Source organism: Agathobaculum sp. (assembly GCF_050946325.1).
GTDB lineage: Bacteria > Bacillota > Clostridia > Oscillospirales > Butyricicoccaceae > Agathobaculum.
Genome location: NZ_JBMNUP010000029.1, coordinates 1 through 16,738, shown reverse-complemented (window position 1 = coordinate 16,738; position 16,738 = coordinate 1). Strand labels below are relative to the sequence as shown.

The following is a 16,738-nucleotide window of genomic DNA, read 5'->3' as shown; positions in this document are numbered from 1 at the left end:
TCAAAACGTTGCCGCTGCTATTGCTGGTTTACGCGCTTCTCTATTATATTGAGAATCGCCTGACGAACACGCCCGCCCTCTTGTCCCGTGCAGCGCAGTTCGGGCCAATTGTCGGCGCGCTCGCCGGTACCATTCCGCAGTGCGGCTTTTCTGCCGCGGCAGCCGCGCTTTTTACCTATGAATGCCTTGCGCCGGCCACGCTGGTTTCCGTATTCCTTGCCACTTCGGACGAGGCCGTGCCCGTTCTGCTCGCCGGCGGCGCGGGCGTGCAGCAGGTAGTGCTGCTGCTTGTCGTCAAATTTGTGCTTGCCGTGGCCGGCGGCTATCTTCTGCGGCTGACCGTGTTCCGCGAGCGCCCCGCCAAAGACGACGACGAACCGCTTGAAATTGAAATTGAGGGGTGTGGCTGCGGTCAGGGCTCGCCTGTTGCGGTTGTCCTCTGGCGAACCGTCAAAACCGCGCTGTTCCTGTTCGCCGTGCTGTTCGTGCTCAACCTGTTCGTCTCCTGGATTGGAGAAGCGCGCATGGCTTCCCTGCTGCTGTCCGATTCCATGCTGCAGCCGCTTCTGTGCGCCGTACTCGGCCTGGTTCCAAGCTGCGCCATGAGCGTATTGCTCTCCGAGCTGTATGTCAGCGGCACCATCAGTTTCGGCGCGCTGGTAGCCGGTCTTTCCACCGGCGCAGGCTTCGGCTATATTGTGCTGTTTCAGGAAAAAGAGGGCCGGCGGCGCGCGCTGCCCATCATCGCAGCCACCTTCGCCATTGCGGTCATCGGCGGCATGCTGATTCAGCTTTTGTTGGGCTGATTTTTACGGTCTTTCTTCGGAAAGGCCGTTTTTTATTCGCCCATTTCATGCAGCAGACTGAGCGATTCCCTCGCCCAGTTCATATCAATCTTTGCAAAGCCGGAAGACGGCGTATACAGATAGGTTTCTATATCTTCGCGCAGCCGCTGATATATGCTTCCCGGCATCGCAGCATACTGCTCCGCTCCATCAGACAGCACGGCAACAAAACGGAACTCGCCCGTTTTCTCGTCCAGCGCATGAAACAGCAGCTCTACCACATCCAGGTCATGCGTAATCTGCATCAAAAGCAGCAGCTTCATCAGTTCCACTGCACGGTCGTCCAGACCGCATTCCAATATGGCGATTTTTTCGCGAAAACCGTTCAGACTGTCCACAACGCGCAGCGTATAGCCGGCCAGCGGGTCAAACTGCGCCTCCGGCGCAGCCTCTTCCTCCGGCCAGAGCCAAACCATAAACTGGTTTGACATATCATGATACAGGCAGGGATGGACGGCAAGCGCCGTCTCTCCGCAGTTGGGGCATTTGACGCGGAAGCAGGACAGGTCCTGTACCTTGGCACGCAGCTCAGGATTTCGGTCAATATTGATGTGGTCAAGCACTTTAAAATCGTTTTCAGACTGACAGTGCGGGCAAGTGATAGTCATGGCTGCGTTTTCCTCCTTGTTGATACCCATTAAAATACAGTATACCACAAAACGCAGGCATCAGGCAAGATATAGTCGTCTATATGCTGCCGCAGTGCAAAAGCGAACGGGTGCGCATCTGCTTGACGTTTCTGCACAGCGTATGTTATATTTATGATATCTATCGTTATGCATTCATTCGTGTCCGAAAAGGAGGCTTATTATGCGCTTTTCGTCCCGTTTATTTGCCCCGCTCGCCCTGATGCTGGGCGTGTTTGTGCTGCTGCCCCTGGCCGCAGTGCGCTTTGTTCCGCCGGCTGCGGGCATGATGGCGATGATGTTTTTATTCTATTTCGTCAACCCGCTTTGCAGCATCCTGATCGGTTTTTTTGCAGGCAAACACGCCCGCTTACCGTGGATTCTGCCCATCTTGTCCGCTATTCTGTTCTGGCTGACCGCCCAATATCTGTTCGGTCCGGATACCGCTTTTCTGTTCTATGCAGGCGCATACCTGCTGCTTGGCCTGCTCACCATGCTGTGCGCACGATATATTTTCCAGAAGCGCACCCAGCCATAATGCCATTCTGCGGCCGCTCTTCCTGCGGCTGCGTCGCAAAAAACGCCGCACATTGCGCAGCGCACGGCATAGCCGTGCGCTGTTTTTTCATATGGATGCGTATTTCTGCCGCATCAGCCCTGATAGGTTTCGCGGAATTCAAGGAATTCGTCATAAGTGCATTCCTTATCCAGCACGCCGGTACCGCGAATCTCGATGATGCGGGTCGCGATCGTCTGCACAAACTCATGGTCGTGCGATGCAAACAGCACCGTGCCCTTAAAGTCGCGCACACCGTTGTTGACCGCCGTGATGGATTCCAGGTCAAGGTGGTTGGTCGGCTGGTCGACCACCAGTACGTTCGAGCCGAACAGCATCATGCGCGCCAGCATCAGGCGCACCTTTTCGCCGCCCGAGAGCACACGCACCGGCTTATATACGTCATCGCCCGAAAACAGCATCCGTCCAAGGAAGCCGCGCAGCGTGCTTTCCAGCGTATCCGTCTGCGAATACGGCGCAATCCAGTCGAGCATGTTCTCCTCGTGTCCTTCAAAGAACTCGTTGTTATCCTTGGGGAAATAGCTCTGCGAGGTGGTGACGCCCCACTTAAAGCTGCCCTCGTCCGGCTTGATCTCACCCATCAGAATCTGGAACAGCGTGGTCATCGCCAGCTCGTTATCCGAAATAAAGGCGATCTTATCGCCGCGGCGCACGATGAAGGAAACGTTGTCCAGCACCTTTTCGCCGTCAATCGTTTTGGAAATGCCGCGCACCTCCAGAATATCCTTGCCCGCTTCCCTGTCCTGCTGGAACGCAACCCACGGATACCGGCGGGAGGACGCCGGCATTTCCTCCACCGTCAGCTTATCAATCAGCTTGCGGCGGCTGGTTGCCTGACGGGACTTGGACTTGTTTGCCGCAAAGCGCTGGATGAAGTTTTGCAGCTCCTTGATTTTCTCTTCGTTTTTGCGGTTCTGGTCCTTGATCATGCGCTGCACCAGCTGAGAGGATTCATACCAGAACTCATAGTTACCGACATAGAGCTTGATCTTGCCGAAGTCGATATCCACGATATGCGTACATACGTTGTTCAGGAAGTGACGGTCGTGCGATACCACAAGCACGGTGCCTTCAAAATCCGCCAGAAAATCCTCCAGCCAGCGCACCGCCTGAATGTCCAGATGGTTGGTCGGCTCGTCAAGCAGCAGAATGTCCGGCTTGCCGAACAGCGCGCGGGCCAGCAGCACCTTGACCTTTTCCACGTCGCCAAGGTTTTTCATCTCGGTATACAAAATAGCGTCTGCGTCCAATCCCAGACCGTTGAGCAGCTGGCTTGCCTCCGTTTCGGCGTCCCAGCCGCCCATCTCGGCAAACTCTGCCTCCAGCTCGGCGGCGCGGTTGCCGTCTTCCTCGGTAAAGTCCTCCTTGGTGTACAGCGCATCCTTTTCGTGCATAACCTCCAGCAGGCGCGGGTTGCCGCCCAGCACGGTGTTCAGCACCGTTTCCTCGTTAAACGCAAAATGGTCCTGTTTGAGCACGCTCATGCGGGTATTCGGCTTGATGGAAACCGTACCGGTCGAAGCGTCCAGATCGCCCGACAGGATGCGCAGGAACGTGGACTTGCCCGCGCCATTCGCGCCGATGACACCGTAGCAGTTGCCCTCGGTAAATTTCAGGTTGACGTCCTTGAACAACGGCTCGCCGCTGAAATTCAGGCTCAGATCGGAAATCGTAATCATAAAGGCTCTTATCCTCCATTTTTGTATCATTTTCAATCCGTATCAGTATACCACAATACCGCGCGCTTTTACAGGGGATTCCTCACTTTCGTCAATTTTTGTATACCTTGTCTTGAATTGCCTTTCAGAAACCGCTATACTATATTTAAACTGTTATTTAAGGAGGTATCCCTGCATGTCCGAACTGATGAACATTATCAAATCCCGCCGTTCCACGCGCGCGTTCCAGCCCGAGTTACCCCCCAAAGAACAAATTATGCAGCTTGTCGAGGCCGCCGAGTGGGCGCCTTCCGGCGTTGGCAAGTTCCTCTGGCATTTCACCGTTGTTTACAATGCAGAAAAATCCTATAAACTGGCCCGCGCTGTTGCCGCAGTGGATAACCGCGGTCCCGAATATAATTTTTACGGCTCGCCTGTGCAGATTATCATTTCCTACAAGCGGGACGAGCATCATGCCTTTGTGGACGGCGCCGCCGCCATGGAAAACCTGCTGCTGATGGCAACCGAGCTGGGTCTCGGTTCGTGCTGGATCAATCAGCTCCGCGAAACCTGCGACAAGCCCGAAGTCCGCACCCTGCTGACCGAATACGGCGTGCCTGAAGATCACATTGTCATCTGCTCGGCCTCCATCGGCTACATCGCCAAGGAAACGCCTGCCAAACCCCGCAAGGAAGGCAAGGTCACCTTTACCGAGTAACCGTTTTGCAGGAAAGGGCCGCGCCCTTTGGCCGCAGCGCTTGAAAATCTCACTTTTGCTTACAGACAGACAGCACCAGCCCAAAGAGGAGGATACAAAATGGAGGCAAATGTTGCAAAACTCAAAGAATGGATCGACGCCAGCGATAACATCGTATTCTTCGGCGGCGCCGGCGTATCGACCGAGAGCGGCATTCCGGATTTCCGCTCGGTGGACGGGCTGTATAACCAGCAGTACAAATATCCGCCCGAAACCATTTTGAGCCACTCTTTCTTTCTATCCGAACCAGATGAGTTTTATCGGTTTTACCGTGCAAAAATGCTGGCGCTCGACGCACAGCCCAACGCCGCCCACCGCAAGCTTGCAGAATGGGAACAGCAGGGCAAATGCCGTGCCGTCGTCACCCAGAACATTGACGGGCTGCACCAGAAAGCAGGCTCCAGAGAAGTGCTGGAACTGCACGGCTCCGTGCTGCGCAATTACTGCATGCGCTGCCGCAAGCCCTATGATGTGCGTGACATCGCCGCAGGTCAGGGCATTCCCCGCTGTTCCTGCGGCGGCATGATCAAACCGGACGTTGTACTGTACGAAGAAAGTCTGGACAACTACACCATCAACAAAAGTGTGGAGTACATCGCCAACGCGGATATTCTGATCATCGGCGGCACCTCGCTCGCGGTCTATCCGGCGGCCAGCCTGATTAACTACTACCGCGGCAGCAGGCTGGTACTGATTAACAAAACAGAAACGCCGGCCGACCGACGCGCGGACCTGGTCATTCACGATGCCATCGGCGAGGTTTTTTCTCAGCTGTAACGGCGTATACTTTCATAAACCCAAAGAGACTGCTGTAATTTTCAGCAGTCTCTTTTTCGTTATAAAGCGCCAATTCGCCTGTTTTTTTACACCGAAACCGCAAAAACAACCAATCAGTCTTTTTTATGAAAGACATATGCTCCGCCTGCGCCCTGCTCAAAATGGTATTTGACGATTCCCAAATCCACCTTGTCATAAAAGCCGCCGGTCGCGGCCGCACGGACCGCTCCATCTGCCAGTGTGATGCAGAATTTCTGCTGATTGACCGCCGTCGGGGCCAGCAAGGCCGCCTCCATTCCGTTCCGGAACCATACCGGCATCGGTCCGGTCACGCGGCACAATTTTTCCATCGGTTTGCTTTTATGCGGCACCCCCTGCGTACAGCCGTAGCCAACCGCCAGCACGCACACCAGTTTTTCTCCCTGTTCCAGAACGCAGCGCGTTTTCCCTCTGCGGAATGTCAATGCAACCCAGCAGGTATTCAGGCCCAGCATCTGCGCGCGCAGCGCAACCCGCTCGCCGTAATACCCGACTTTTTCTTCCAGTCCTGCGCCTTTCGGGCCTGCCAGCACAATATAGTTCCTTACGCCGGAAAACTTACCGTAGTGGGCCAGCAGACCGGTAAACGCCTCCGGTTCATCCGTGACCAGTTGCATGTGCAGCCCGCTCTCCGCGTTGCACGCGGCAATTTCCGCTTCCAGCGCCGTCCGCACCTCTTTTTCAATGGCCCGTTCCGTATAACACCGCACGGAATGACGCGCCTGTATCGCCTGCATCACATCCATTTTTCCGCTCCTTTCTCCTGCGCCCGATGTACCACCGCGCAGACTCTGCCAAGCAAAGCATGCAATTCATCCCAGATTTCTGTTTCTGCATTCATGCTGTAATAACTTTTTGTACCCATCTTTCGCAGACGGACGATGCCGGTCTGCCGCAGGATGCGCAGGTGATGCGAAACGGCCGGACGCGATAAATGCGCCCGCTGCGCGATCTCACCCACGCGCAAGCCGCCGTTCTGGTCCTCCTGCTCCAGCAGAACCAAAAACACCTGCTGCCGCGTCTGCTCTCCGAGCGCCCAAAGCAGCTCGCGTTCCTTTGCAAAACCCTGCGCCAGCGCAAGGCAATTGTCCATACAGTTCATCGGTATTTCCCCCTCCGCAGGCCCGCAGACCACTTCCGCGGCACCGGCCTGCCGCTATTATACCACAACCATCCGTTTCGGGGTACAACGGGAAAGAAAATCGAGACCATTTCCAGATTCCGCCCTGCTATACAGCGCCGCTCCATATCGTGCAGTATGCGCGATGCAGGGGGGCTGTGCTTTTTATGCCAAAGCCGGGCGAAAAAAAGCCGCCGCAAAATTGCGGCGGCTTTGCTGTTGATTTTCTCTTAATATACCAGTTTCTTGGCAAGGTAGTGGGTCAGATCGTCAATCTTCACGCGCTCCTGCTCCATGGTATCGCGGTCGCGCACGGTGACGCAGCCATCCTGCTCGGTCTCAAAGTCCACAGTGATGCAGAACGGCGTGCCAATCTCGTCCTCACGGCGGTAACGCTTGCCGATCGAGCCGGCGTCGTCAAAGTCCACATTAAACTTTTTGGACAGCTTCTCCCAAACCGGCATGGCCTGCGCGCTCAGCTTTTTGGAAAGCGGCAGCACGGCAGCCTTGAACGGCGCGAGCGCCGGATGCAGGCGCAGTACGGTGCGGACATCGTCCTTGCCGTTCTTATCCTGACCGACCACTTCTTCGTCGTATGCTTCGCACAGGAAGGCCAGCGCAACGCGGTCTGCGCCCAGCGACGGCTCAACAACATACGGGATATACTTCTCGTTTGCTTCCTGATCGAAGTACTCCATCGAAACGCCCGATGTGTTCTGATGCTGGGTCAGGTCGAAATCCGTGCGGTCGGCAATACCCCACAGCTCGCCCCAGCCAAACGGGAACAGATACTCGATATCCGTCGTCGCATTGGAGTAGTGAGACAGCTCCTCGGGGTCATGGTCGCGCAGACGCAGGTTCTCGTCCTTCATGCCGAGATCAAGCAGCCACTGGTGGCAGAAATCCTTCCAGTATTTGAACCACTCAAGATCGGTGCCCGGCTTGCAGAAGAACTCCAGCTCCATCTGCTCAAACTCACGGGTACGGAAGGTGAAGTTGCCCGGCGTAATCTCATTGCGGAAAGACTTGCCCACCTGACCGACGCCGAACGGAATCTTCTTGCGGGTGGTGCGCTGTACGTTCTGGAAGTTTACAAAAATGCCCTGTGCCGTCTCCGGACGGAGGAACAGCTCGTTCTTTGCGTTTTCGGTAACGCCCTGGAAGGTCTTGAACATCAGGTTGAACTGGCGGATATCCGTCCAGTTGTGCTTGCCGCAGGTCGGGCAGGCAATCTCATGCTCATCAATGAAAGCCTTCATCTCAGTCTGGCTCATACCGTCCACGCTTCGGCCGAGGTCGAAATTGTTCTCCTGGCACCAGTCCTCAATCACCTTATCTGCGCGGAAGCGCTCCTTGCACTCCTTGCAGTCCATCAGCGGATCGGAAAAACCGCCGACATGGCCCGACGCGACCCAAGTGGTCGGATTCATCAGGATGGCCGCATCCAAACCAACATTGTACGGGCTTTCCTGCACGAACTTCTTGCGCCACGCAGCCTTGACGTTGTTTTTGAACTCCACGCCGAGCGGGCCATAGTCCCATGTATTGGCAAGGCCGCCGTAAATCTCCGAACCGGAGTAGACGAAGCCGCGTCCCTTACACAGGGCAACGATTTTTTCCATGGTCTTTTCGCTGTTTTTCATTTTTCATTCTCCTTTTGGCGCATCTGGCTGATGCACGCTTTTTTTGACAAACGCTCCAAAAAACGCTTGACATGTGTTTATTCTACATGTATAATTATAACTTGTCAAGGGCAGTTGTTTCAAACTGCTGAACACGCAAAACAAAAGACTATGGGCCTGTAGCTCAGTTGGGAGAGCGTTCGGTTCGCATCCGAGAGGTCGAGAGTTCGAATCTCTTCAGGTCCACCAAAAAGCTTGCTTTATCAAAAGATAAAGCAAGCTTTTTTTGTCTTACAATGCTATACTGGTATAAATATACGAATGTGCTGCGGTTCCAAATTTTATACGCAGCACTCAGGAGGAAAAGCGATGTTGTTTCATACATTTGCATCACAGGAAGAGAGACGCGCATTCGGCGGTTCTGACTTTGTGGAGTTCCAGATGTGTAAATTAGAGCGAGGCGCTTCCTTGGAAAAAATCATATCTATCGGAGACGAAGACATCCATCATTTTAAAGAGGATTCTCTTTATCTCTATGGCGACGATATGAACACCTTTTATGCCATATACGGAGAAATCTTTCAAGGCGGTTACTACCCAAACGGCGAGTGCGGGCCCGTGGACTATTGCGGAATCAACTACTACACGCTGGAGCAAACCATGTGTATCATAGAAAAGTTAAAAAAAGAAAAGCCCGCAGACTCCCAGATCCTGCTTGCCTGGTTATCCGACGCCGCAGAATACAACGGCCTGTATCTTCTCGGCGTATGACTGCGCAAAACGCGGCAGACATGCCAACGCTTCCGCATTGACACGCCCGCCGCGCGTCCAGTCGATGCCTTTATAATGCCGTTCTTCCGCAATTGATGCCGCCTCTTACTCCGGCATCGTCCATTCCCTGACACCGTCAAAATACGGGCACTGTTTGCGATAGCGAAAATCATCTTCATCCTTTTGGGACCAGTCATAGAGCCCCGCTCCGGCGGCCTGTCCGGTCTTTCCTGTCCGCAGTCCCTCCAGCACCGTCTGCTGGATGGCCGTTTCATCGCACAGGCTGGGATAAACATTTTCCGCAATGGCTTTTTCCAGTCCAAATCCCACTGCATCAAAATATTCCAGCAGGCCGATGGACGTATACCGCATACCGACGGCATATTTGATCGCCCTGTCGATATCCGCCGCAGTCGTTACGCCCTGCTCAATCAGGTAAATGGATTCGCGGAAAAGCGCCTGCGCAAACCGGTTGACCAGAAAGCCCGGCACACTGCGGTGCAGCACCACCACCTGCCGGTGCAGCGTTTCCAGCAGCGCCGTTGTGCGCGCAAGCGTCTGCTCCGATGTGCCATCATGCCGCACCACTTCCACCAGCGGCAGCATATGCACCGGCTGAAACGGATGCGCAATCAGCAGCCGGTCAGGCCGCGCGGTCAATCCGGCCAGGATGCCCGCGTCAATGGAGGAGGTGCAGGACGCGATGACGGCTTCCGGCGCAGCATGCGCTTCAATCGCACGATAGACCTGCTGTTTGACCGCAGTGTCCTCTGCCACCGCTTCAAATACAAACGTGCAGCCGGACAGCGCTTCCGCATCGTTGGTAATCGTCAGCAGCCGCATTGCCGCCGCCTTGTTGCGCGCCGATGCCAGTCCCTGGGCAATCAAATCATCCCAGTTCTGCTCCACCGCCCCGCGGCAGCGCGCAAGGCCCTGTTCGGAATGCCCGATTACCGTACAGGGCAGGCCGTGGCCGATGAGCAGCGTCGCCTGACAGGACCCGATTGTGCCCGCGCCAAATACCGCAACTTTTTCCATACGTCCCTCCTTACTGCATCGCCCAGCCGTGCGTCAGCCGGATCGACTGTCCGGTGAGCGCGCCCTGGTCGTTGGCCAGAAATGCCAGCGTATTGGCCACATCCTCTACCGTGGTAAACACACCGTCTACCGTATCGCGCAGCATGATGTTTCTGACCACCTCTTCCTCGCTGATGCCCAGCGAAGCCGCCTGCTCCGGAATCTGTTTATCCACCAGCGGCGTTCTGATGAAGCTGGGGCAAATCGTATAGGTATAAATATGGTCTTCTGCGCCCTCTCTGGCAATCGCCTTGGCCAGTCCTGCCACGCCGTGCTTGGCAAAGTTATAGGGTTCTTTCAGCTTGGACCCCACAAAGGACTGCACCGAACCCGTGAACACAATCCGTCCGCCTTTTCCAGAACGCTTCATCCGGCGGAATGCCGCACGGGAGACCAGAAACGCACCGTCTGCATGAACCGCCATCATCCGGCGCCAGTCAGAAAACGGATACTCCTCAAACGGATGGACGATCTGTATGCCGGCGTTGGACATCACCAAATCGCAGCCGCCGTATTCCTCCACCATGCGGTCAAATCCCGCTTCGACCGCCTGCTCGTCAGAAACGTCCATGCATACCGCAATCGCGGACAGCCCTTCCGCACAGATACCGGCTGCAACTTCCTCCGCGCCGGCCAGATTCCAGTCCGCCACAACAACGCCGTATCCTTCCCGCGCCATGCGCTCTGCGCACGCTCTGCCAATCCCTGACGCAGCGCCGGTAATCAGCGCAGACTTTTTCTCCATAATCGGTTCCTCCCCAATTCAATACTTGCCAAAACCTGCCAAAACCACGATTTCTTCTGCACGGCAGCCTGATTTTATTATAAATTCCCGCCTCGCAGATTGCAAGCGGCAGGTTTTCTGTTATTTTCGTCATATGTCAATTATATAGTTGACATATGCCAGAAACGTGCTATACTAAAAGCAATAAGCGACATATGTCAGCAATGGTTTTGGCTCTGAGCCAAGCCGTCAGACACACTGTATGCAAGGAGGTACGACCAATGCCACGGCCAAAAAAGTGCAGAAGGGTGTGCCAAATGCCGCGTTGGAAAGAATTTTTGCCAACGGAAGGTTCTGCCTGCAATCCTGCGGTCATCCTGACGGTAGACGAATTTGAAGCCATCCGCCTGATTGACAGGCAGGGTTTTTCGCAGGAGGAATGCAGCAATTATATGCAGGTGGCGCGCACAACGGTGCAGGCGATTTACACCGCCGCCAGAAAAAAACTGGCAGAAGCGCTGGTGGACGGCCGCCCGCTCCGCATAGAAGGCGGAGATTATCAGCTTTGCGATGGCAGCGAAGAATTCTGCGCCTGCGGCGGCTGCCGCAGGCACCGCATTGGCTGCATGAAACCGACCGACGAGGAGGATTGTTGTGATGAAAATTGCCATACCGCTGGATGAAAACCAGCAGGACGTCTGTATTGTTCTGGCGCGGGCGCCCTATTTCCTGTTCTGGGAAGACGGGAAAGAGACCATAGCAGAAAACCCTGCGGCGCAGGCTCAGGGCGGCGCAGGCATTCAGGCCGCGCAGTTTCTGGTGGACAACGCAGCCGACGTTCTGATCACCGTCCGCTGCGGACAGAACGCGGCAGAAGTGTTTCAGGCGGCCGGCATGAAGATTTACAAATCGCTCTGCCAGACTGCCGCAGAAAATCTGGCCGCTCTGCAGGAGGGAAAACTGCCCGAACTGACACAGTTCCACGGCGGTTTTCACGGCATACAATGAAAATCGCCTGTTTAAGCGGCAAGGGCGGCGCCGGAAAAACAATGGTCGCAGTCAACCTGGCGGCCGCAGCCGACAAAGCAACCTATATTGACTGTGATGTGGAGGAACCGAACGGCCGCCTGTTCCTCAAACCGCAAAACGTGCAGCAAACGGCGGTATGTACGTTGCTTCCGGCTTTTAACGCCGAAAAATGTACCGGATGCAAAAAATGCGTATCGTTCTGCCGCTTTCATGCACTGATGTATGTCAAAGAAAAACCCGTAGTCTTTCCCGAAGTGTGCCACAGCTGCGGCGGCTGCGCGCTGGTATGTCCGGAAGGCGCCGTTTCCGAAACGGAAAAGCCCATCGGCATGCTGGAAACCGGCATGGCCGGAAATATCCGCGTGGTGACCGGTATCTTAAATCCCGGCGAGGCTTCCGGCGTTCCCATCATCCGTGCGGCGCTCCGGCAGGCGGAGGGGCTCACCATCATCGACTGCCCGCCGGGCAGCGCCTGCTCGGTCATGGAAAGTGTGATGGGCGCGGACTACTGCATCCTGGTGGCCGAGCCAACCGCCTTCGGCTTCCATAATTTTCAGATGGTCTGCGAGCTGACCGCGCTGCTGCACAAACCCTGCGGCGTCGTTATCAACAAACAGCTCAGTCCCTATCCCCCGCTGGAGGATTTTTGCAGGGCACACCAGCTTCCCATTCTGGCCCGTATTCCCTATGACCCTGCAATCGCCGCGCTGGCTGCCCGCGGGCAGCTTGCTTTGCAGCAAAACGCCGCGGTAAACGAGCAGTTCGCTCGTCTGCTCGCACAGATTGGAGGCGCGGTATGAAACGTCTGTTGATTCTCAGCGGCAAGGGCGGCACCGGAAAAACCACAACCGCCGCCGCATTCATCCGCTTTGCCCGCGCAAAGGCCATGGCAGACTGCGACGTGGACGCGCCCAACCTCCATCTGGTAAACGCGCAGACTGCTCCGCCTGCTGTAACCGCTTTCCTGGGCGGGGACAAGGCGGTGATTGATCCCGCGCAATGCACAGGCTGCGGCCTTTGTCAGTCCCACTGCCGGTTTGACGCGCTCATCCGGCGGGACGGCAAATATCAGGTGAACGAATATGCCTGCGAAGGCTGCGGCGTCTGCGCCCACGTCTGCCCGCAGGGCGCGGTTCGTCTGGCCGAAGATATAGCCGGACAAAAAGAACTCTACCTGGACGGCGGGGTATTGTCCACCGCGCGCCTGAAGATGGGCCGCGGCAATTCCGGAAAACTTGTGACCGAGGTCAAAATGGCCATGCTGAAAAATGCGCCCGAGGACGCCGCGCTTGCCATCGTGGACGGCTCGCCCGGCATCGGCTGTCCGGTCATTTCCTCTGTCAGCGGCATGGACCTTGTGCTGGTCGTGGCCGAGCCGAGTCTTTCCGGCATCAGCGATTTGCAGCGTCTGGTGCAGACCGCTCAAACCTTCCAGACAAAGCTTGCCGTCTGCGTAAACAAATGGGACGTCAGTCCGGAAAATACCGAAACCATTCGTGCATTTTGTCAGGCAGAGCAAATCCCCTTTGCCGGCGTCATCCCTTATGATCCGCATGCGTCCGAGGCAATCAACGCCGGCAAGAGCCTTGCCGATATAGATTGCCCCGCCAGAGATGCGCTGAAGGCTATTTTTGAAACCACAAGCAAATTGCTTGATTTATAAAAAGGAGAAATGTATCATGAAAATTGCAGTTGCAGCTATGGGTTCCACCGTTGCCGGCCACTTTGGCCATTGTGAAAATTTTATCCTCTTTGACACCGCAGACGGCAAAATCACCGCGGAAAATTCCATCCCCAATCCCGGCCACCGTCCCGGTTTCCTGCCCAATTTCCTGGCGGACAACGGCGCGCAGGTCATCATCTCCGGCGGCATGGGCGGCGGCGCCGTGGATATCTTCAACGAACGCGGCGTTGAGGTCATTGTAGGCGCCCAGGGCGATGCCCGCGCTGCCGTAGAGGCCTATCTGCGCGGCGAGCTGGTTTCCACCGGTTCTGTCTGCCACGAGCATGCGCATGCCGACGAATGCGGCGGCCATCATTAAGGTGACTTTATCACGGTAATTTCTTCGGGAACGCTGTATCATCAGTACAGAAAGACGGAAAGCTGCCGGCAGCACCGACGTCTCTGTCAGTATCTCAGAAGAAGAACACGGAAATGATACAGGCGCAAATACAGGATTCCCCCAGTATCCTCGCGTGTACTGCGGAACCTGCTTTGCCGCTAAGGTAGCATACGAATACAAGGAGGAAAACATATGGAAAAATGGAAATGCACCGTTTGCGGATATATTCACGAAGGTCCCATGACCCCCGATTTCAAATGCCCTGTCTGCCAGCAGGGGGCAGATAAATTCGTTAAAATTGAGGACGCGCCCGCGGCGCCTGCAAAAAATCCTTTTGCGGGCAGCAAAACGGAAAAGAACCTGTGGGAAGCTTTTGCCGGCGAATCTCAGGCCCGCAACAAATACACTTATTTCGCCTCTGTTGCCAAAAAAGCCGGTTTTGAACAGATTGCCGAGATCTTTTTGAAAACTGCGGAAAACGAAAAGGAGCATGCCAAGCTGTGGTTTAAGGCGCTGGGCGAGCTGGGCGATACGGCAGAAAACCTGCTCCACGCGGCCGAGGGCGAAAACTACGAATGGACCGATATGTATGACCGGATGGCGCGCGAGGCGGACGAGGAGGGCTTCCATGATTTGGCCGAGCAGTTCCGCGGCGTTGCCGCCATTGAAAAGACCCACGAGGAGCGCTACCGCAAGCTGCTGCACAACGTAGAGGCCAAGGAGGTCTTTGAAAAAAGCGGCGTAACCCTGTGGGAATGCCGCAACTGCGGCCATATGGTGCTGGCTGTCAAAGCGCCGGAACAGTGCCCTGTATGCAATCACCCGCAGGCCTTCTTTGAAGTCCGCGCTGAAAATTATTGAGCACGCTGCACACACCAAAAAGGGATTGATGCGATATGCATCAATCCCTTTTTATTCTACGCGCAGCATCCGGTAGCCCACGCCAATATGAGTTTGTATATACTGCGGCGAGCCCTGCTCTTTTTCCAGCTTCTTGCGCAGCGTTGCCATAAATACGCGGAGGGAGGCGATATCATTTTCCCAGCTTCTTCCCCAGATCTGCTGGGTAAGGAAGGTATGCGTCAGCACTTTGCCCACGTTTTTGCAAAGCAGGCACAGCAGCTTATATTCGCTGGGCGTCAAATGCAGCTCCTGATCGCCCAGGAAAGCGCAGCCGGCCGCATAATCCACCCTGAGCCTGCCATTGACAAACACGGCTTCCGTGTTCCCTGCACCGGCCGGCAAAGCTGCCAGCCGCCGCTGTGTCACCCGCAGCCGCGCAAGAAGTTCTTCCACCGAAAACGGCTTGGTCAGGTAGTCATCCGCACCGGCATCCAGCGCTTCAATTTTATCGGCGTCCTCACTGCGCGCACTGATTACGATAATCGGCAGGTTGGACCATGAGCGCACTTTATGAATCACCTCTGTGCCGTCCATATCGGGCAATCCCAAATCAAGCAGAATAATCTCCGGATTATGCGAAGACGCCTCCAACACAGCAGCTTCTCCGTTTGCTGCCGTCAAAAAACGATAATCGTGCGCTTTGAGCGTCGTCGTGATCAGATTGCGGACGGGCGCGTCGTCCTCCACCACCAGAATCAGCGGTTTATTCATGCAGTTCCACCTCCCCCGCAGGTACAGAAAATGTAAAAATCGTTCCATGCGGCCTGCGGTCGGATACGGCGATCTCTCCCCCATGCGCATTCACGATGGATTTGCACAGCGCAAGCCCAAGCCCCATGCTCCGGCGGCTGTCGGCAATCCGGCTGGACGCGCTGTAAAACATATCGAAAATATGCGGCTTGGCAGCATCCGGAATACCCGGTCCGTTATCCGCCACAGAAACATATACAAAACCGCCCCGACGCTTCCAGCTGATGCTGATTTCCGACCCCGGCGGCGTGTACTTGATCGCATTGTCTATCATATTAATCAGCACCTGCACAATCAACTTGGCGTCCATCTGTGCCAGCAGATATTCCTCCCCGCCCTGCACATGCAGCCGGTATTCCACGCTCCGGCGGTTCATATGGCGCAGCGCCTCCGCAACCACTTCGTCTACCAGCTCGGTTGACAGGCGCAGATGCATTCCCCCCTCCTCCAGCCGGCTGACGGAAAGCAGATTTTCCACCAGATTAATCAGCCACATTGTATCATCGTAGATGTCGGCATACATCTGTTTTTTGGTCTTATCGTCAAACATTTCCCCGTTGGACAGCAGGTTGCTGGCATTTCCCGAAATCGATGTGAGCGGCGTGCGCAAATCATGCGAAATGGAGCGCAGCAGATTGGCGCGGAGCTGCTCGTTCTTGGCCAAAACCGCAGCCGCCTCTTTTTCCTCCAGGTTCTTCTGGTTTTCCAGCGCCAGCGCGCATTCGCTCAGCACGGAAAGCAGAATGCTGTTCTCAAAAGAATCCAGCGGCTTGTCCGAAGCCGCAACGCCCACCACGCCGTATACCTGCTCTCCGGTCCGGACAGAGAGATAGGTACAGCAGGCGTCCGGCAGCGTTTCCGTTCCGGCGCCCGCCCGCTTGTTATTGGTAAGCACCCACTGCGCCACCGCCCGCTCCTGCACTGTCTTGTATCGCTCTGCCGGCGCGCCGGCTTCCGTCAGAAACAGTTCCGGTCCCAGCAGTCCGGTCCCGTCCGTTTGATAGGCGGCGATATCCCGCTGAAAAATCTTCCGCAGCTGTTTTGCCGTAATGGAGATGATCTCCTGCTGTGTATGCGCTTTTTGCAGATTCTGATTGGTCTCAAATAAAAGCTTGGTGCGCCAGGCTACCTGTGCCGAGCGTTTGGCATGCAGTTTCAGACGGCTCGCCAGCGAGCCGGTCAGCAGCGACGCCAGAAACATTACCAGAAACGTGACCGGATACGCACTGTCATAGGCCCGCAGGGAAAACCTCGGCACCGTGAAAAAGAAGTTAAAGGTCAGCACGCTGGCAATAGAGGCAAGGAAACTGCAAACCGAACTTTGCGTCCAAACCGAGACCAGCATGACCCCTAAAATATACAGCGTAATGATGTTCGCCTCGGTAAACCCAAGGCGATAA

Annotated in this window: 20 protein-coding genes and 1 tRNA gene; 12 read left to right on the top strand and 9 right to left on the bottom strand. The window is 55.6% G+C overall.

The annotated features are described in order from the left end of the window. Nucleotides 1–806: putative manganese transporter (locus ACOYIE_RS03990; RefSeq protein ID WP_433410868.1), on the top strand; the 806-nt coding region annotated here is incomplete at its 5' end. Nucleotides 807–838: 32 nt separating this feature from the next. Here the strand turns inward: ACOYIE_RS03990 and ACOYIE_RS03985 are convergent. Then, nucleotides 839–1,453, bottom strand: coding sequence for a CpXC domain-containing protein (locus ACOYIE_RS03985; RefSeq protein WP_433410867.1), 615 nt, complete (start codon nucleotides 1,451–1,453; stop codon nucleotides 839–841). Nucleotides 1,454–1,655: 202 nt separating this feature from the next. Here ACOYIE_RS03985 and ACOYIE_RS03980 point away from each other — a divergent pair, with 202 nt between their 5' ends. Continuing rightward, nucleotides 1,656–2,009 (top strand): hypothetical protein, encoded by a 354-nt coding sequence (locus ACOYIE_RS03980; protein WP_433410866.1) that lies wholly within the window; start codon nucleotides 1,656–1,658, stop codon nucleotides 2,007–2,009. A gap of 113 nt (nucleotides 2,010–2,122) precedes the next feature. On the opposite strand, the gene ACOYIE_RS03975 is transcribed toward ACOYIE_RS03980, so the two are convergent. Continuing rightward, complete coding sequence (locus tag ACOYIE_RS03975) at nucleotides 2,123–3,727, bottom strand: ABC-F family ATP-binding cassette domain-containing protein (RefSeq protein ID WP_433410865.1); 1,605 nt, start codon at nucleotides 3,725–3,727, stop codon at nucleotides 2,123–2,125. A 175-nt stretch (nucleotides 3,728–3,902) separates the two neighbouring features. On the opposite strand from ACOYIE_RS03975, the gene ACOYIE_RS03970 reads away from it, so the two are divergent. Both ACOYIE_RS03970 and ACOYIE_RS03965 read left to right on the top strand, forming a co-directional pair. Beyond that, on the top strand, nucleotides 3,903–4,424 hold the full coding sequence (locus ACOYIE_RS03970) for a nitroreductase family protein (protein WP_433410864.1): 522 nt from the start codon (nucleotides 3,903–3,905) through the stop codon (nucleotides 4,422–4,424). A 99-nt stretch (nucleotides 4,425–4,523) separates the two neighbouring features. Continuing rightward, nucleotides 4,524–5,240, top strand: coding sequence for an NAD-dependent protein deacylase (locus ACOYIE_RS03965; protein WP_433410863.1), 717 nt, complete (start codon nucleotides 4,524–4,526; stop codon nucleotides 5,238–5,240). Between the two features lie 113 nt (nucleotides 5,241–5,353). Here ACOYIE_RS03965 and ACOYIE_RS03960 read toward each other — a convergent pair whose 3' ends face one another. The 3 genes from ACOYIE_RS03960 to ACOYIE_RS03950 form a co-directional block, all read right to left on the bottom strand. Then, nucleotides 5,354–6,025 carry a nitroreductase family protein gene (locus ACOYIE_RS03960; RefSeq protein ID WP_433410862.1) on the bottom strand — a complete coding sequence of 224 codons (672 nt, stop codon included), beginning with the start codon at nucleotides 6,023–6,025 and terminating at the stop codon, nucleotides 5,354–5,356. Further along, complete coding sequence (locus ACOYIE_RS03955; protein ID WP_433410861.1) at nucleotides 6,016–6,381, bottom strand: ArsR/SmtB family transcription factor; 366 nt, start codon at nucleotides 6,379–6,381, stop codon at nucleotides 6,016–6,018. The genes ACOYIE_RS03960 and ACOYIE_RS03955 overlap by 10 nt, the downstream gene beginning before the upstream one ends. Nucleotides 6,382–6,629: 248 nt before the next feature. Continuing rightward, nucleotides 6,630–8,042 carry a glycine--tRNA ligase gene (locus ACOYIE_RS03950; RefSeq protein WP_433410860.1) on the bottom strand — a complete coding sequence of 471 codons (1,413 nt, stop codon included), beginning with the start codon at nucleotides 8,040–8,042 and terminating at the stop codon, nucleotides 6,630–6,632. A gap of 152 nt (nucleotides 8,043–8,194) precedes the next feature. On the opposite strand from ACOYIE_RS03950, the gene ACOYIE_RS03945 reads away from it, so the two are divergent. Both ACOYIE_RS03945 and ACOYIE_RS03940 read left to right on the top strand, forming a co-directional pair. Then, nucleotides 8,195–8,270, top strand: a tRNA-Ala gene (locus tag ACOYIE_RS03945). A 123-nt stretch (nucleotides 8,271–8,393) separates the two neighbouring features. Further along, nucleotides 8,394–8,792, top strand: a complete 399-nt coding sequence (locus ACOYIE_RS03940) for a hypothetical protein (RefSeq protein WP_433410859.1) — start codon at nucleotides 8,394–8,396, stop codon at nucleotides 8,790–8,792. Between the two features lie 105 nt (nucleotides 8,793–8,897). On the opposite strand, the gene ACOYIE_RS03935 is transcribed toward ACOYIE_RS03940, so the two are convergent. Further along, nucleotides 8,898–9,830 carry a 3-hydroxyacyl-CoA dehydrogenase family protein gene (locus ACOYIE_RS03935; RefSeq protein WP_433410858.1) on the bottom strand — a complete coding sequence of 311 codons (933 nt, stop codon included), beginning with the start codon at nucleotides 9,828–9,830 and terminating at the stop codon, nucleotides 8,898–8,900. 10 nt (nucleotides 9,831–9,840) lie between these two features. Then, the gene (locus ACOYIE_RS03930) at nucleotides 9,841–10,614 is read right to left on the bottom strand and encodes a 3-hydroxybutyrate dehydrogenase (RefSeq protein WP_433410857.1); all 774 of its coding nucleotides are present in this window, start codon (nucleotides 10,612–10,614) and stop codon (nucleotides 9,841–9,843) included. A gap of 203 nt (nucleotides 10,615–10,817) precedes the next feature. Between ACOYIE_RS03930 and ACOYIE_RS03925 the strand changes: the two genes are divergently transcribed. The 6 genes from ACOYIE_RS03925 to rbr all read left to right on the top strand — a co-directional run bounded on the left by ACOYIE_RS03925 (nucleotide 10,818) and on the right by rbr (nucleotide 14,546). Continuing rightward, a complete protein-coding gene (locus ACOYIE_RS03925; protein WP_433410870.1) occupies nucleotides 10,818–11,276 on the top strand; it encodes a DUF134 domain-containing protein in 459 nt (152 codons plus the stop codon). Further along, nucleotides 11,251–11,601, top strand: coding sequence for a NifB/NifX family molybdenum-iron cluster-binding protein (locus tag ACOYIE_RS03920; RefSeq protein WP_433410856.1), 351 nt, complete (start codon nucleotides 11,251–11,253; stop codon nucleotides 11,599–11,601). The genes ACOYIE_RS03925 and ACOYIE_RS03920 overlap by 26 nt, the downstream gene beginning before the upstream one ends. Further along, nucleotides 11,598–12,422 carry a 4Fe-4S binding protein gene (locus ACOYIE_RS03915; protein ID WP_433410855.1) on the top strand — a complete coding sequence of 275 codons (825 nt, stop codon included), beginning with the start codon at nucleotides 11,598–11,600 and terminating at the stop codon, nucleotides 12,420–12,422. The genes ACOYIE_RS03920 and ACOYIE_RS03915 overlap by 4 nt, the downstream gene beginning before the upstream one ends. Continuing rightward, entirely contained in the window at nucleotides 12,419–13,285 is an 867-nt protein-coding gene (locus ACOYIE_RS03910) for a 4Fe-4S binding protein (protein ID WP_433410854.1), read from the top strand. Before ACOYIE_RS03915 ends, ACOYIE_RS03910 begins: the two co-directional genes overlap by 4 nt. A gap of 13 nt (nucleotides 13,286–13,298) precedes the next feature. Beyond that, the gene (locus ACOYIE_RS03905) at nucleotides 13,299–13,664 is read left to right on the top strand and encodes a NifB/NifX family molybdenum-iron cluster-binding protein (protein WP_433410869.1); all 366 of its coding nucleotides are present in this window, start codon (nucleotides 13,299–13,301) and stop codon (nucleotides 13,662–13,664) included. Between the two features lie 213 nt (nucleotides 13,665–13,877). Then, entirely contained in the window at nucleotides 13,878–14,546 is a 669-nt protein-coding gene (gene rbr / locus ACOYIE_RS03900; RefSeq protein WP_433410853.1) for a rubrerythrin, read from the top strand. A gap of 51 nt (nucleotides 14,547–14,597) precedes the next feature. On the opposite strand, the gene ACOYIE_RS03895 is transcribed toward rbr, so the two are convergent. After that, entirely contained in the window at nucleotides 14,598–15,299 is a 702-nt protein-coding gene (locus ACOYIE_RS03895; RefSeq protein WP_433410852.1) for a response regulator, read from the bottom strand. Further along, a partial coding sequence (locus ACOYIE_RS03890) for an ATP-binding protein (RefSeq protein ID WP_433410851.1) occupies nucleotides 15,292–16,738 on the bottom strand: 1,447 nt, incomplete at its 5' end. The genes ACOYIE_RS03895 and ACOYIE_RS03890, both read right to left, overlap by 8 nt.

Coding starts and splice junctions, on each gene's coding strand:
- ACOYIE_RS03985 (WP_433410867.1), bottom strand. CDS start 1,453: ATGACTATCACTTGCCCGCACTGTCAGTCTGAAAACGATTTTAAAGTG.
- ACOYIE_RS03980 (WP_433410866.1), top strand. CDS start 1,656: ATGCGCTTTTCGTCCCGTTTATTTGCCCCGCTCGCCCTGATGCTGGGC.
- ACOYIE_RS03975 (WP_433410865.1), bottom strand. CDS start 3,727: ATGATTACGATTTCCGATCTGAGCCTGAATTTCAGCGGCGAGCCGTTG.
- ACOYIE_RS03970 (WP_433410864.1), top strand. CDS start 3,903: ATGTCCGAACTGATGAACATTATCAAATCCCGCCGTTCCACGCGCGCG.
- ACOYIE_RS03965 (WP_433410863.1), top strand. CDS start 4,524: ATGGAGGCAAATGTTGCAAAACTCAAAGAATGGATCGACGCCAGCGAT.
- ACOYIE_RS03960 (WP_433410862.1), bottom strand. CDS start 6,025: ATGGATGTGATGCAGGCGATACAGGCGCGTCATTCCGTGCGGTGTTAT.
- ACOYIE_RS03955 (WP_433410861.1), bottom strand. CDS start 6,381: ATGAACTGTATGGACAATTGCCTTGCGCTGGCGCAGGGTTTTGCAAAG.
- ACOYIE_RS03950 (WP_433410860.1), bottom strand. CDS start 8,042: ATGAAAAACAGCGAAAAGACCATGGAAAAAATCGTTGCCCTGTGTAAG.
- ACOYIE_RS03935 (WP_433410858.1), bottom strand. CDS start 9,830: ATGGAAAAAGTTGCGGTATTTGGCGCGGGCACAATCGGGTCCTGTCAG.
- ACOYIE_RS03930 (WP_433410857.1), bottom strand. CDS start 10,614: ATGGAGAAAAAGTCTGCGCTGATTACCGGCGCTGCGTCAGGGATTGGC.
- ACOYIE_RS03925 (WP_433410870.1), top strand. CDS start 10,818: ATGGTTTTGGCTCTGAGCCAAGCCGTCAGACACACTGTATGCAAGGAG.
- ACOYIE_RS03920 (WP_433410856.1), top strand. CDS start 11,251: ATGAAAATTGCCATACCGCTGGATGAAAACCAGCAGGACGTCTGTATT.
- ACOYIE_RS03915 (WP_433410855.1), top strand. CDS start 11,598: ATGAAAATCGCCTGTTTAAGCGGCAAGGGCGGCGCCGGAAAAACAATG.
- ACOYIE_RS03910 (WP_433410854.1), top strand. CDS start 12,419: ATGAAACGTCTGTTGATTCTCAGCGGCAAGGGCGGCACCGGAAAAACC.
- rbr (WP_433410853.1), top strand. CDS start 13,878: ATGGAAAAATGGAAATGCACCGTTTGCGGATATATTCACGAAGGTCCC.
- ACOYIE_RS03895 (WP_433410852.1), bottom strand. CDS start 15,299: ATGAATAAACCGCTGATTCTGGTGGTGGAGGACGACGCGCCCGTCCGC.